13 protein-coding genes are annotated in these 14955 nt (G+C 48.3%); 12 read left to right on the forward strand and 1 reads right to left on the reverse strand.

Annotation, left to right across the window (positions count from 1 at the left end; all coding sequences use genetic code 11):
* The first annotated feature begins 125 nt into the window (after positions 1–125).
* The 8 genes from acnB to EDC45_RS01625 all read left to right on the forward strand — a co-directional run bounded on the left by acnB (position 126) and on the right by EDC45_RS01625 (position 10236).
* Positions 126–2741: a bifunctional aconitate hydratase 2/2-methylisocitrate dehydratase gene (acnB, locus tag EDC45_RS01590; RefSeq protein ID WP_133542789.1), complete on the forward strand. Its 2616-nt coding sequence runs from the start codon at positions 126–128 to the stop codon at positions 2739–2741.
* Positions 2742–2813: 72 nt separating this feature from the next.
* Complete coding sequence (locus EDC45_RS01595) at positions 2814–3911, forward strand: metallophosphoesterase (RefSeq protein WP_133542791.1); 1098 nt, start codon at positions 2814–2816, stop codon at positions 3909–3911.
* 409 nt (positions 3912–4320) lie between these two features.
* A complete protein-coding gene (gene rbsD, locus EDC45_RS01600; protein ID WP_133542793.1) occupies positions 4321–4740 on the forward strand; it encodes a D-ribose pyranase in 420 nt (139 codons plus the stop codon).
* Positions 4741–4752: 12 nt separating this feature from the next.
* Positions 4753–6246, forward strand: a complete 1494-nt coding sequence (gene rbsA, locus EDC45_RS01605) for a ribose ABC transporter ATP-binding protein RbsA (RefSeq protein WP_133542795.1) — start codon at positions 4753–4755, stop codon at positions 6244–6246.
* Positions 6247–6261: 15 nt separating this feature from the next.
* Positions 6262–7230: a ribose ABC transporter permease gene (rbsC, locus tag EDC45_RS01610; RefSeq protein WP_133542797.1), complete on the forward strand. Its 969-nt coding sequence runs from the start codon at positions 6262–6264 to the stop codon at positions 7228–7230.
* 23 nt (positions 7231–7253) lie between these two features.
* Positions 7254–8132: a ribose ABC transporter substrate-binding protein RbsB gene (gene rbsB, locus EDC45_RS01615; protein WP_133542799.1), complete on the forward strand. Its 879-nt coding sequence runs from the start codon at positions 7254–7256 to the stop codon at positions 8130–8132.
* A 136-nt stretch (positions 8133–8268) separates the two neighbouring features.
* Positions 8269–9192 carry a ribokinase gene (gene rbsK / locus EDC45_RS01620; protein WP_133542801.1) on the forward strand — a complete coding sequence of 308 codons (924 nt, stop codon included), beginning with the start codon at positions 8269–8271 and terminating at the stop codon, positions 9190–9192.
* 48 nt (positions 9193–9240) lie between these two features.
* Positions 9241–10236 (forward strand): substrate-binding domain-containing protein, encoded by a 996-nt coding sequence (locus EDC45_RS01625; RefSeq protein WP_133542803.1) that lies wholly within the window; start codon positions 9241–9243, stop codon positions 10234–10236.
* Between the two features lie 31 nt (positions 10237–10267).
* On the opposite strand, the gene epmA is transcribed toward EDC45_RS01625, so the two are convergent.
* A complete protein-coding gene (epmA, locus tag EDC45_RS01630; protein WP_133542805.1) occupies positions 10268–11239 on the reverse strand; it encodes an elongation factor P--(R)-beta-lysine ligase in 972 nt (323 codons plus the stop codon).
* Between the two features lie 289 nt (positions 11240–11528).
* On the opposite strand from epmA, the gene frdA reads away from it, so the two are divergent.
* The 4 genes from frdA to frdD are packed head-to-tail and all read left to right on the forward strand — an operon-like array spanning position 11529 to position 14854.
* Entirely contained in the window at positions 11529–13334 is a 1806-nt protein-coding gene (frdA, locus tag EDC45_RS01635) for a fumarate reductase (quinol) flavoprotein subunit (RefSeq protein WP_133542808.1), read from the forward strand.
* Positions 13327–14097, forward strand: a complete 771-nt coding sequence (locus EDC45_RS01640) for a succinate dehydrogenase/fumarate reductase iron-sulfur subunit (protein ID WP_133542810.1) — start codon at positions 13327–13329, stop codon at positions 14095–14097. Before frdA ends, EDC45_RS01640 begins: the two co-directional genes overlap by 8 nt.
* Before the next feature lie 9 nt (positions 14098–14106).
* Entirely contained in the window at positions 14107–14499 is a 393-nt protein-coding gene (frdC, locus tag EDC45_RS01645; RefSeq protein WP_133542812.1) for a fumarate reductase subunit FrdC, read from the forward strand.
* Between the two features lie 10 nt (positions 14500–14509).
* Positions 14510–14854 (forward strand): fumarate reductase subunit FrdD, encoded by a 345-nt coding sequence (gene frdD, locus EDC45_RS01650; protein ID WP_133542814.1) that lies wholly within the window; start codon positions 14510–14512, stop codon positions 14852–14854.
* Positions 14855–14955: the final 101 nt, after the last annotated feature.

The raw sequence follows: 14955 nt of genomic DNA on the forward strand, positions 1-14955 counted from the left end.
TGCAAACCGGGGCTTTTTCTTCAGGATCTTCGGCTTTTGTATTGTTAGCCGAGTTTTTCCGTATTATGATGAATTTTACATTTATTTAACCCTAATAATGCAAACTCAACAAAAAAGGACAATATATGACCGACTTTCTACAAGATTATCAGACACAGGTGGCGGAACGTGCGGCATTGGGGGTTGTTCCGCAACCGTTGAATGCAGAGCAAACCGGCCGGTTGGTGGAGTTATTGAAAAATCCGCCGGCGGATAAAGAGAATTTTCTGCTTGAATTGTTTGAAACCCGGATTCCCGCCGGGGTTGATGAGGCGGCTTATGTAAAAGCGGCGTTTTTAGCCGCACTGGCGGAAGGAACCGCTTCATCGCCGCTGATTAGTGCCGAATATGCGGTGAAGCTGCTCGGTACCATGCAGGGCGGTTATAATATCGAACCGCTGTTAAAGGCGCTGGACAATGAGAAGCTGGCGCCGATAGCGGCCGATGCTCTGTCCGCCACTTTGCTGATGTTTGATCATTTTCATGATGTGGCGGAACGGGCGCAACAAGGCAATCCCCATGCGCAACGGGTATTGCGTTCCTGGGCTGATGCGGATTGGTTCCTGTCCCGGCCGAAAGTGGCGGATAAAATTACCCTGACCGTTTTTAAGGTGGCGGGAGAAACGAATACCGACGATCTTTCGCCGGCTCAGGACGCTTGGTCGCGTCCGGATATTCCGTTGCATGCGTTGGCGATGCTGAAAAATGCGCGTGAAGGTATCGAACCCGAAGATGCGGGTAATGTCGGGCCGATTAAGCAAATCGAAAATTTAAAAAGCAAAGGCTATCCTCTGGCTTATGTAGGGGATGTGGTAGGAACAGGGTCTTCCCGTAAATCGGCGACCAACTCCGTACTCTGGTTTATGGGAGAGGATATTCCCTATATTCCGAATAAAAGGGCGGGCGGTATCGTACTCGGCGGTAAAATTGCGCCGATTTTCTTCAATACCTTGGAAGATGCCGGTGCATTGCCGATTGAAGTGGATGTCAGCGCGCTGAATATGGGAGATGTTATTGATATTTATCCTTATCAGGGCAAAATTTGTCGCCAAGATACGGATGAGGTTATTGCTCGATTCCAGCTTAAGACCGAAGTGCTACTGGATGAAGTGCGTGCCGGCGGTCGTATTCCGCTGATTATCGGACGGGGGCTGACCCATAAGGCCAGAACCGCCCTGGGGTTAGGCGAATCCGAGGTATTTAAACAACCGCAAGCGGCGGCACAAAGCAGTAAAGGCTTTACGCTGGCGCAGAAACTGGTGGGGCGTGCCTGCGGTGTGGCGGGTATCCGTCCGGGGCAGTATTGCGAACCGAGAATGACTTCCGTGGGTTCACAGGATACGACCGGCCCTATGACCCGCGACGAATTAAAGGATTTAGCCTGTTTGGGTTTTTCCGCCGATTTGGTGATGCAATCTTTCTGCCATACCGCCGCTTATCCGAAACCGGTTGATGTGGCGACCCATCATAGCCTGCCGGATTTTATTATGAATCGCGGCGGCGTATCTCTACGGCCGGGGGACGGCGTAATTCATTCCTGGTTAAACCGTATGCTGTTGCCTGATACGGTGGGTACCGGCGGCGATTCCCATACCCGTTTCCCTATAGGTATTTCTTTCCCGGCGGGATCGGGATTGGTGGCATTTGCCGCCGCAACCGGAGTAATGCCGCTGGATATGCCGGAAAGCGTACTGGTACGTTTTAAAGGCGAGATGCAACCGGGCATCACCTTGCGTGATCTGGTACATGCGATCCCTTATTATGCCATTCAACAGGGATTGCTGACCGTGGAGAAAAAAGGCAAGCAGAATATTTTTTCCGGTCGAATTCTGGAAATTGAGGGATTGGAAAATCTGAAGGTGGAACAGGCATTCGAATTGTCCGATGCTTCGGCGGAGCGCTCGGCGGCGGCCTGTACGATTAAATTAAACCAAGAACCGGTGATAGAATACCTTAACTCCAATATAGTGTTGTTGAAATGGATGATTGCCGAAGGCTACGGCGATGCCCGTACCTTATCGCGTCGCATTCGGGCAATGGAACAATGGTTAGCGGATCCGCAGCTGATGGAAGCGGATGCGGATGCGGAATATGCCGCCGTGATCGAGATTGATCTGAATGATATTAAAGAGCCTATTTTATGTGCGCCGAACGATCCGGATGATGCTCGTTTATTATCCGAAGTCGAAGGAGATAAAATCGATGAAGTCTTTATCGGTTCCTGTATGACCAATATCGGTCATTTCCGTGCAGCGGGAAAATTACTGGCCAAATATAAGGATATGATACCGACCCGCTTATGGCTGGCGCCGCCGACAAAAATGGATGCCGCCTTATTGAGCGAGGAAGGCTATTACGGTATTTTTGGTAAAAGCGGCGCGAGAATTGAAATTCCGGGTTGTTCCCTGTGTATGGGCAATCAGGCCCGGGTTGCCAATGGCGCTACCGTGGTTTCCACTTCGACCCGTAACTTCCCGAACCGCCTCGGTCAGGGGGCGAACGTATATCTGGCTTCCGCCGAACTGGCGGCGGTAGCAGCGATACTCGGCAAATTACCTACGCCGCAAGAATATTTATCCTATGCGGCGGAGCTGCGGGCTGAGCAAGCGGATATTTACCGTTATATGAATTTCGATCAAATTAATGCTTACACCCAAAAGGCCCAGAAAGGGGAGGAAATTATTTTCCAAACCTCGGTCTGATCTATTAGGCTAATGTGCGTGAGGGACGGAGGACAACCGTCCCTTTTATTTGTTGGTAAAAGGAGGATTTTTTTGGAATTACGCCATTATGTTACTTTTGCTGTGGCAATTTTGCTATTGCAGCTGTTTATCTATATTTTTAATCGCACCCTTTTCTGGTTGTTAAGCGGCAGAATCGGACATAGGCTGCGCCGAGCCATAGGATTTTTAACCTATATGTCGGCAAATAGCGTGATTTTACTGACGGTGTTGCGTATTCAGCCCATGTTCCGACTGAGCGCGCTGATTCTGGTATTACTGCTTTTCTCCGCTTTTATCAGCCTAACCTTGGCCTTATTGTTCCGCATCGGCAAAAACTTTATTGCACCGCAAAAACTCAACTTCGTATTGAGATTATGCTATCCCCTCGGACTATGTCTGTTAACCGGGCTAAGTATTTACAATGCCTATACGCCGGTTGTTCGTTATTATGCGGTAAAGCTGGATAAACCGCTAAAGCCGATGCGTATCGGAGTGGCGAGCGATTTGCATTTGGGGAAATTATTCGGTGCGCAAAGCCTGGATCGGCTGGCGCATATTTTTGCTCGTGAAAAAGTCGATTTGATTTTATTACCCGGCGATATTATGGACGATAATCTGAATGCTTATCGGGCGGAAGAAATGTCGTCCCATTTGGCGAAGTTAAAAGCACCGCTTGGGGTTTACGCCACTTTGGGCAATCATGATTTTTTTGTGCAACCGGGAAAAATTGCGGAAGAAATCCGTAAAGCCGGGATTAACCTGCTATGGGACAGGGCCGTTAGCATAGATAATTCCTTCGTTATTATCGGACGCAATGATGATCTGGAAAAGCAACGCCCGCCTACGGAACATTTGTTGGCGCAGGTGAATACGGATTTACCCGTATTGCTGATGGATCATCGCCCCACGGAAATAGAGAAACATTCCCGTTTGCCTATTGATATTCAGGTTTCCGGCCATACCCATAAAGGCCAGATTTTTCCCGCCGGCCTGATTACCGCTTTACTGTATCGGTTGGATTACGGCTATGCCAAAATCGGTAACGGCCATTTTTTCGTTACCTCAGGCTATGGCTTCTGGGGCATTCCGATGCGACTCGGTACGCAGTCGGAAGTATTTATTATTGATGTTCAGGGCAGTCAGCCCTAATTCAACGGCAGGTACGCCGCACCCATATCGCTTTTAAAGGCGGAGCGGCGTAATTTTATTGAGATGATACGGATTGAGCCGAGGGGGAGGGACGGCGCTTCGTGAAGGAACGTTATTGTCGGAAAAAGTTGCTCTTTTTCAACCGCTCTTTTATTCCCGTTGCCTGTACGGGAGCGCTCAGTAGGTGCATAACTAAGGTTCCTCTAGGTTTATTATGAGGCCGTTGATCTAACACTTCCTCTATGCTTCGGCGTTTTTCAAGAAATTTTTCCTTACTTTAGGTAGGGACGAAATTTTTTGATCCGCCTCACAATTCTGAAAAAATCATTTTTTCCTTTAGCGATTTTCCTTTTATAGTAAGCCTCAATGTCCATCGAAACGTTTCGATGTCTTTAATTGGAGAAAACGAATGAAGAAAACGGGCATATTAAATGCACAATTATCCCATTGTATCGCCACCTTAGGGCATACAGAGGGGATAACCGTCTGTGATGCGGGATTGCCGATAACGGATTCGGTACAGCGCATTGATCTGGCGCTGATAAAAGGGATCCCGACTTTTCTACAAACCCTGGAAGCGGTACTGACGGAGATGTATGTGGAGCGGATTGTGCTGGCAGAAGAAATTAAACAAAAAAATCCGCAGATTTTGACCGCTCTTTTGGCCCGCATCGAACGACAGGAAAGGGAACAGGGGAATCGGATTAAGCTGGATTATGTCAGCCATACGGAATTTAAAACCTATGCCGGTGAGGGCAAAGCCATTGTACGCAGCGGCGAATGTTCACCCTATGCCAACGTGATTTTATATTCGGGCGTCCCTTTTTAAGAGGAAAGAACGGTGCATAACGAATTACTGAAAATCAGCGCTATTGATAAATCTTTTCCCGGTGTGAAAGCCCTGAGTAATGCCTGTTTATCCGTTTATGCCGGTAGAGTGATGGCGCTGATGGGGGAAAACGGCGCAGGCAAATCCACCCTGATGAAAGTACTGACCGGTATTTATAGTAAAGATGCCGGCAGCATTGAATATTTGGGACGGGAAGTTTGTTTCAAAAATCCGAAGCATTCGCAGGAAGCGGGTATCAGCATTATTCACCAGGAATTGAACCTGGTGGGCAATTTAACCATTGCGGAGAATATTTTTCTCGGTCGCGAATTCAGAACGCCCTGGGGAGCGGTGGACTGGCGCAAAATGAAAGCGGAAGCGGATAAGCTGCTGGCACGTCTGAATATTAAATACGCCAGTGATCGCCTTTGTTCCGAATTGGCGATCGGCGAACAGCAAATGGTGGAAATCGCTAAGGCGCTCAGTTTTGACGCTAAGGTGATTATTATGGACGAACCCACCGATGCGCTGACCGATACGGAAACCGCTGCGCTGTTCAAGATTATCCGTGAGCTTAAGGCGCAGAACTGCGGAATTGTCTATATTTCTCACCGCCTGAAAGAAATCTTTGAAATCTGTGATGATGTTACGGTTTTGCGCGACGGGCAGTTTATCGGTGAACGGCAGGTCAGTGAAATTAATGAAGATCAGCTGATTGAAATGATGGTCGGGCGTTGTTTGGAAGAGCAGTATCCCCATCTGGAGCAGGCGCCGGGCGAATTATTACTTGAAGTTGAAAATGTTTGCGGGCCGGGAGTGGATAAGGTGTCCTTTAAATTGCATAAGGGTGAAATCCTGGGCATTTCCGGCTTAATGGGGGCCGGGCGCACCGAACTGATGAAAGTGTTGTACGGCGCCTTACCTAAAACCGCCGGAGTGATTCGTTTAAACGGCAGAACATTGGATAACCGTTGCCCACAGGACGGTTTGAATAGCGGGATCGTTTATATTTCCGAGGATCGTAAGGGCGACGGACTTATTTTAGGTATGTCGGTAAAAGAAAATATGTCTTTGACCTCGCTCGAATATTTTTCCAAGGGCGGCAGTTTGCGTCATCAGGCGGAGCAAATGGCGGTGGACGACTTTATTTTGATGTTCAATATTAAAACTCCGGGGCGGGATCAGCAGATCGGTCTGTTATCCGGCGGTAACCAGCAGAAGGTGGCTATTGCCAAAGGATTGATGACGCGCCCTAACGTACTGATTTTGGACGAACCCACCCGCGGTGTGGATGTCGGAGCCAAAAAGGAAATTTATCAGCTGATCAACGAATTTAAAAAAGACGGCTTGAGCATTCTGATGGTGTCTTCCGATATGCCCGAGGTATTGGGAATGAGCGATCGTATTCTGGTGATGGGAGGCGGACAAATTCGAGCCGAATTCTCCCGAGCCGAAGCGACACAGGAAAAATTATTAGCCGCCGCTATCGGTAAAAGTGCGGTCTGATTTAAAGGTATTTTTATGGGTTCTCAAACTAAATCATTTCAAATGGGAAAATTTTTGCTCGAACAGCGTTCGATCATTGCGTTATTGATTCTGATAGCTATTGTTTCGGTGATTAATCCGGATTTTTTCAGTGTTGATAATATTCTTAATATTTTGCGTCAGACCTCGGTGAATGCGATTATTGCGGTAGGTATGACCTTTGTAATTTTAATCGCCGGCATTGATTTATCCGTCGGATCCGTACTGGCGTTAACCGGCGCCATTGCCGCCTCGATGGTGAGTGCGGAGCTGCCGGTCTTTTTGGTGATACCGGCGGTGTTGCTAATAGGGACTCTGCTCGGCGGTATCAGCGGTGTGATTGTTGCGAAAGGGAAGGTTCAGGCCTTTATCGCCACCTTGGTTACCATGACGTTATTGCGCGGTATTACTATGGTATATACCGACGGTCGCCCGATAAGTACCGGCTTTTCCGAAGGGGCGGATACCTTTGCCGCTTTAGGCACCGGTTATTTGTTTGCTATTCCGTTACCGATTTGGATTATGGCGGTGGTATTTGCATTGGCTTGGTATATCTTAAAGCATACCCCTATCGGCCGTTATATTTATGCCCTGGGCGGCAATGAGGCGGCGACCCAGCTTTCCGGAATTAATGTAAATAAAATCAAAGTGTTTGTCTTTGCCGTGAGCGGTTTTCTGTCCGCACTGGCGGGATTAATAGTTACTTCGCGCTTATCTTCCGCCCAACCTACAGCGGGCGTATCCTACGAACTGGATGCCATTGCCGCAGTGGTCGTGGGCGGAACCAGTCTGATGGGCGGTAAAGGGCGTGTTATGGGCACATTAATAGGTGCGTTGATTATCGGATTTTTGAATAATGCCCTGAATTTACTGGATATTTCTTCTTACTATCAAATGATAGCAAAAGCCTTGGTTATTCTGGCGGCGGTTTTGGCCGATAACTACCTGGGAACTAAAAAACTCTAACCATGATCTTGAAGGAGATTCGAATGAAAAAATTAACTACAATCGCCTCGGCAATTATGTTCGGCCTTACCGCAAGCGCTGCCGCACTGGCCCAGGATACCATCGCCTTGGCGGTTTCTACGCTGGATAATCCGTTTTTTGTAACCTTAAAGGACGGCGCCCAGAAAAAAGCCGATGAATTAGGCTATAAACTGGTGGTGCTTGATTCGCAAAACGATCCGGCGAAAGAGCTGGCGAATGTTGAAGATTTAACCGTACGCGGCGCGAAAGTATTATTGATTAACCCGACCGATTCGGCGGCGGTGGGGAACGCCGTAGCCATTGCCAACCGTAATAATATTCCGGTAATCACCTTGGATCGCGGTGCGGAGAAAGGAAAAGTCGTCAGCCATATTGCTTCCGATAATGTCGCCGGCGGAAAAATGGCGGGTGATTTTATTGCGGCTAAATTAGGACAGGGCGCTAAGGTTATTCAGTTGGAAGGTATTGCTGGAACCTCTGCCGCACGTGAACGGGGCGAGGGATTTAAACAGGCGATCGAAGCGCATAAATTTAATATGCTGGCCAGTCAGCCGGCGGATTTCGACCGTACGAAAGGACTGAATGTAACGGAAAATCTGTTAGCGAGTAAATCCGATGTACAAGCCATTTTTGCTCAGAATGATGAAATGGCGTTGGGTGCTTTGCGTGCCATCAGAGCGGCGAATAAAGAGGTTCTTGTGGTGGGCTTCGACGGTACGGAAGACGGGATTAATGCGGTAAAAAGCGGCAAACTGGCGGCGACTATCGCTCAGCAGCCGGATTTGATCGGCGCTTTAGGGGTGGTAACCGCAGATCGCCTGTTAAAGGGTGAAAGCGTGGAAGCTAAAATTCCGGTAGATCTCAAGGTTATTGAAAAATAATATATAGCTTGAGTGCGGCGCCTCGGACTGTTGTATTTTATGTCGAAGCGCCGTTTTTTCAGAGGATAAACCTTTAATTATCAATCTATTATCAATCAGGCCGGCGATCGGCGCTCAGGGAAAATCGGAGTCTGTTATGAAAGCTATTACCGTATTGGGCAGTATTAATGCGGATCATGTTATCAGCGTGCCTTACTTCGTAAAACCGGGGGAAACCCTGGCGGGCAGCGATTATCATATTGCATACGGCGGTAAAGGGGCGAATCAGGCGGTAGCGGCGGCAAGAGCCGGTGCAAAGGTCGGTTTTATCGCCTGTATCGGTGCGGATGATATCGGTCGGGCGATGAAAAAGGCGTTTGCCGAAGACGGTATAGATACCCGCTCCGTTGAGGAAGTGTCGGGACAGACAAGCGGAGTGGCTCTGATTCAGGTGGCGGATACGGGGGAGAATAGTATTGTTATTTCCGCCGGTGCCAATGCCTGCCTGAATGAAGCTCAGGTGGAAAAGTTTGCCGACGGGATTGCGGCTTCGGCATATTTGCTGATGCAGCTGGAAAGCCCGCTGAATACGATTATCCATGCGGCGAAGCTGGCAAGAGCTCATCATACTCGGGTAGTGTTGAATCCTGCGCCGGCGCGGCCTTTGCCGGAAGAATTACTGCATTTGGTGGATATGATCACCCCGAATGAAACGGAAGCGGAAATTTTGACCGGTATTAAGGTTAGCGATGAACAAAGCGCCGCTCAAGCGGCGGCGGTATTTCACCGACAGGGCATTGAAACCGTACTGATTACGCTGGGGGCAAAGGGTGTGTTTGTCAGTAGCGGCGGAGAAGGACGGATTATTGCCGGATTTCGGGTTAAAGCCGCAGATACCACAGCCGCCGGCGATACCTTTAACGGCGCATTGCTGACCGCATTGGCCGAGGATAAGTCGCTTAATCAAGCGATTCGTTTTGCCCATGCGGCGGCGGCCATTAGTGTTACTCGCAAAGGCGCACAACCTTCCATTCCTTACCGGGAGGAAATTTTGGCTTTTTTAGCGGCGACGCAGGCGTAGTGAGGTTGATGATTTAATAAAAGTGCGGTGGGTTTTACAGGTGTTTTTATGGCGACGATGAAGGATATTGCAAGGATAGCGCAGGTTTCGACTTCCACGGTTTCGCATGTGATCAATAATTCGCGTTTTGTCAGCGATGAAATCCGGGAAAAGGTTATGCAGGTGGTGGAATCTCTAAACTATACGCCCTCCGCACTGGCGCGCAGTCTGAAAGTGAAAGAAACCAAAACCATAGGTATGCTGGTTACCGCCACCAATAATCCTTTTTTTATGGAAGTGATGGCGGGGGTCGAACAATATTGTCAGCAGCACCAGTACAACCTGATTCTGGCCACTACCGAAGGGGACGAACAAAGATTACAGCATAATTTGCAAACCCTGGTTCAGAAAAAAGTAGACGGCTTGCTACTGATGTGTACCGATACGGGATTGGCTTCCGGGCCGGGGTTGAATCTGAATCTGCCGCTGGTGGTGATGGACTGGTGGCCGACGGAACTCGGTGCGGATAAAATTTTTGAAAACTCGGCGTACGGCGGTTTTCTCGCTACACAGGCTTTGCTTGATGCGGGACATCGACGCATAGGTATCATTACCGGTAATCTAAAGAAATCTCTGGCCCGCAACCGCCTGCAGGGGTATAAAAAAGCCCTGCGTCAAGCCGGAATTCCGCTACGGCGGGAATGGATTGTGGAGAGCCACTTTGACTTTCAGGGCGGAATGCAGGGAATGGACAAGCTGCTCTCATTGGCGCAGCCGCCGACGGCGGTATTTGCCTGTAGCGATACCATTGCGGTGGGCGCTTATCACAGCCTGTGGAAACATAATTTAAGGATTCCCGAAGATATGTCGCTAATCGGTTATGATGATATTGAACTGGCCGCCTATCTTGCGCCGCCGCTCAGTACCGTTCACCAGCCGAAAAAAGAATTGGGTCGCTTAGCGGTGGAGCGCTTATTACAGCGCATAAAAAACTCGGCGGAAAATAACCGCACTTTTTTGTTGGAACCGCGCTTAGTGTTACGGGATTCGATCAAAAAATTATAAGCCGTCGCACCGCAACGGCTTATTGTCAGGCTCAGGCGTTATTGATGCCGAAGGCAATCACCTCATCAATGGATTGCGCGTTCAGTGCAATCATCAGCAATCGATCCACGCCCAGAGCCACACCGGCGCAGTTCGGCATACCGGCCTGTAATGCGGCTAATAGGCGACGGTCGATTTCCCGTTGCGGTAAACCGGCTTTTTCACGCAGGCGATTGTCCTGTTCAAAGCGACTGAGCTGTTCGTTCACATCGGTCAGCTCGTTAAAACCGTTCGCCAGTTCCAGACCTTTGTAATAGAATTCGAAGCGTTCGGCCACCCGATGATCTTCGGGGCTTATTTGGGCCAGTGCCGCCTGTGTGGCGGGAAAATGATATACCGCCACCGGTTGTTCCCGGCCGATATTGGGTTCTACCAGGGTACTGAACAGAAACTCCAGCAGGGTATCCCGATCCTCTTGTGGGGCATTAATAAAATGCTGTTCCTCGGCTTTGGCGATGAGTTCTTCTTTTTCCGCAGAAAGCGGATCCAGTCCGACAAATTCTTGAAAGGCAAATTGATAACTTAAGCTTTCGGCCGGCGGACAATCCAGAATATTCTGCAATAAATCGTCCACTTCGTTGATCAGGCGATACATATCGAAATGGGGACGATACCATTCCAGCATGGTAAATTCCGGATTATGGCGACGGCTCGCTTCTTCATTTCTGAATACGCGGCACAGCTGAAAAATCGCACCGCTGCCTGCGGCCAGCAACCTTTTCATATGATATTCGGGGCTGGTATTTAACCACAGGGTTTTCGATTGATGATGAAAAGGCGCGATGAATTCGGTGCTGAAGGTAGATAAATGCAGATCGGTAACACCGAATTCGCTTAATACCGGCGTTTCCACTTCCAATAATCCCCGCTCGGTAAAGAAGCGGCGGATAGCGTTAATAATTTTTGCTCGTGCCAGCAGATTCTGAATCGATGCGCTCGGCTGCCAATGTTCCTGTTCAAACATAATAAAGCCCGTAGTGATGAAGAAAACCGCTATTCTAATACGAATTCCCTCCGGGCGGGAAAATTTATTTATTAAAATGATTATTAAGGAAAAAGACGGGAATAATAATGATTATTAACGCGCGAACAGGCTTTTTTGAGTTAGATCACAAAAGTATAACTTTTATGCCGTATTTAACAAAAAAGAGTTAGTTACCCGCGAAAATAATGGCAGAATAACTCAATCTTATAAAAAGATGCGGTTGAACTTGTTTTTATTTTTTTATTTTATCTAGATTGGAGAGAATATCGTGCAAATTGTAAATGTCGATATTGCGATCGTCGGTGCAGGCGGCGGCGGATTACGTGCAGCGATTGCAGCCGCGGAAGCAAACCCTAACCTGAAGATTGCATTAGTTTCTAAAGTTTACCCGATGCGCAGCCATACTGTGGCGGCGGAAGGCGGCGCAGCAGCCGTAATTAAAGAAGAGGATTCTTACGACAAGCATTTTCAGGACACTGTTGCCGGTGGGGACTGGTTGTGCGAACAGGATGTCGTTGAATACTTCGTACAGCATTCACCGATAGAAATGACACAGCTGGAACGTTGGGGATGTCCTTGGTCGCGTAAAGCGGACGGTGATGTGAACGTACGTCGTTTCGGCGGAATGAAAATCGAACGAACTTGGTTTGCCGCGGATAAAACTGGGTTCCATTTATTGCATACTCTCTTTCAAACATCTATTCAATATCCGCAGATTCAGCGTTTCGACGAGCATTTCGTCTTAGATATCCTAGTTGACGATGGTCATGCGCGCGGTATGGTCGCCATGAATATGATGGAAGGTACCTTGGTGCAGATTAACGCTAATGCCGTGGTTATCGCCACCGGCGGCGGCTGCCGTGCTTTCCGTTTCAATACCAACGGCGGTATCGTTACCGGGGACGGTTTATCTATGGCTTATCGTCATGGCGTTCCGCTGCGCGATATGGAATTCGTTCAATACCATCCGACCGGATTACCTAACACCGGTATTCTGATGACCGAAGGTTGTCGCGGTGAAGGCGGTATCCTGGTGAATAAAGACGGCTATCGCTATCTGCAGGATTACGGTCTGGGCCCTGAAACGCCAATCGGCAAACCTGAAAATAAATATATGGAACTGGGGCCGCGCGATAAAGTGTCTCAGGCCTTCTGGCAGGAATGGCGTAAGGGCAATACATTGAAAACCTCTAAAGGTGTGGATGTGGTTCATCTGGATCTGCGTCATTTGGGTGAGAAATATTTGCACGAGCGTTTACCTTTCATTTGTGAATTGGCGCAGGCTTACGAAGGGGTTAACCCGGTTAATCAGCCGATTCCTGTACGTCCGGTGGTGCACTATACCATGGGCGGTATCGAAGTTGATTTCAACAGCGAAACTCGGATTAAAGGTCTGTTTGCCGTGGGTGAATGCGCCTCTTCCGGTTTACACGGTGCCAACCGTTTAGGTTCCAACTCGTTGGCCGAATTGGTGGTATTGGGCCGAGTCGCCGGTGAATATGCGGCGCAGCGTGCAGTGGAAAATCATAATGTTAACCATAATGCGATTAATGCTCAGGCGCAGGATGTGATTCGTCGTCTGGAGGATTTATTCCATCAGGAAGGTACCGAATCCTGGTCCGATATTCGCGACGAAATGGGACAGGCGATGGAAGAAGGCTGCGGTATTTATCGTACTCAGGAAAGTATGCAGGCGGCGGTAGACAAAATTGCGGAATTGAAAGAACGCTATAAACGCATTCGCATTACCGACCGTTCCAGCGTCTTCAACACCAACGTATTATATACCGTTGAACTGGGATATATTCTGGATGTGGCTCAGTCTATTGCGAATTCCGCCATTGAACGTAAAGAATCCCGCGGCGCTCACCAGCGTTTGGATTATACCGAGCGTGATGATGTGAATTATCTGAAACATACTCTTGCATTCTATAATGAAAACGGTTCGCCTCGAATCGAATACAGCGATGTGAAAATCACCAAATCTCAGCCGGCAAAACGCGTTTACGGTGCGGAAGCCGAGGCTCAGGAAGCGGCGGAAAAAGCGAAAGCTAAGGAGAATGCAAATGGTTAATCAAACAGTAATGAACGTTGAAGTATTACGTTATAATCCGGAAGTTGATAAAGAACCTTATCTGCGTTCTTATCAGGTGCCTTATGACGCACAAACTTCTCTGCTTGACGCATTGGGCTATATTAAAGACAAATTGGATCCGGAACTGGCTTATCGTTGGTCCTGCCGTATGGCTATTTGCGGTTCGTGCGGGATGATGGTAAACGGTTTACCGAAATTAGCTTGTAAAACCTTCTTGCGCGATTACAGCGGTCATATGCGTATCGAACCTTTGGCTAATTTCCCGATTGAACGCGATTTAATCGTAGATCTCAGCCACTTTATCGAAAGTCTGGAAGCGATCAAACCTTATATTATCGGTAATAAAATGCCGGAACTGGACGGTAAACCGCATCCGTCTTCCGAATTGGCTAAAAGTCGTACCAAACAGACGCCGGCACAGCTGGAAAAATATCGCCAATTCTCCATGTGCATTAACTGCGGTCTGTGTTATGCCGCTTGTCCGCAGTTCGGTTTGAATCCGGAATTCGTCGGTCCCGCCGCTTTAACCATGGCGCACCGTTATAATCTGGATAACCGCGACAACGGTAAAGCGCAACGTATGCCGATTATTAACGGCGAAAACGGGGTTTGGTCCTGTACGTTCGTCGGCGCCTGTTCGGAAGTTTGTCCTAAACACGTTAACCCGGCGGCGGCAATTAACCAGGGTAAATTGGAAAGTGCGAAAGACTATCTGATTTCAATGCTTAAACCGAAGGCATAAGGTGGAATTATGACATCAACAGTAAGTAAACGTAAGAAATATGTACGTGAAGTCACCGCAACCTGGTGGAAGAGTTGGGATTTTTATAAATTCTATATGTTACGCGAAGCGACCGCATTACCTACCGTGTGGTTCTGTATCGTATTGCTGTACGGAATTACCTGCTTGGGTAAAGATAACGGTTTTGTCGGAAGTTTTATTCCTTTCCTGCAGAATCCGATCGTGGTTATTTTGAACGTAATTTCCCTGGCGGGTTTATTATTGCACGCCTTTACCCTGTTTGATATGACGGGGGAAGTGATGGCCGGTACCACGGGGCTGCCATCGCCGTTGATTCGTAACTTATTGCGCGCATTATTTGCCGCGGTTACGGTGCTTGCATTAATTCTGGTCTTTATCTAGGGGGAATCAAATGGTCAATCAGAATCCAAAACGTTCGAACGAGCCGCCTGTATGGTTATTATTTAGTGCCGGCGGTATGGTGAGTGCGCTTGCTTTTCCGGTGCTGATTTTTATCCTCGGCATTTTATTACCTTTCGGGTTGGTTTCGCCGGATAATATTATCGCCTTTGCCCATCATTGGTTCGGAAAATTAGTTATTCTGGCATTAACGATTTTCCCAATATGGGCGGGTCTGCACCGTATCCATCACGGTATGCACGATATTAAGCTGCACGTACCTGCAGGCGGATTTATCTTTTACGGCCTGGCCGCACTTTATAGTGTTATCGTATTATTCGCGGTAATAGGTATTTAATCCTAAGGCTATTCTCGATTCAGGCTCTGCTTACGGCAGAGCCTTTTTTGTGTCCCCTGTATTCGCTTTTTCCGGATTACATAGTAAACTCGCTTAAATAT

Source organism: Mesocricetibacter intestinalis (assembly GCF_004363295.1).
In the GTDB taxonomy this organism is placed as follows: Bacteria; Pseudomonadota; Gammaproteobacteria; order Enterobacterales; family Pasteurellaceae; genus Mesocricetibacter; species Mesocricetibacter intestinalis.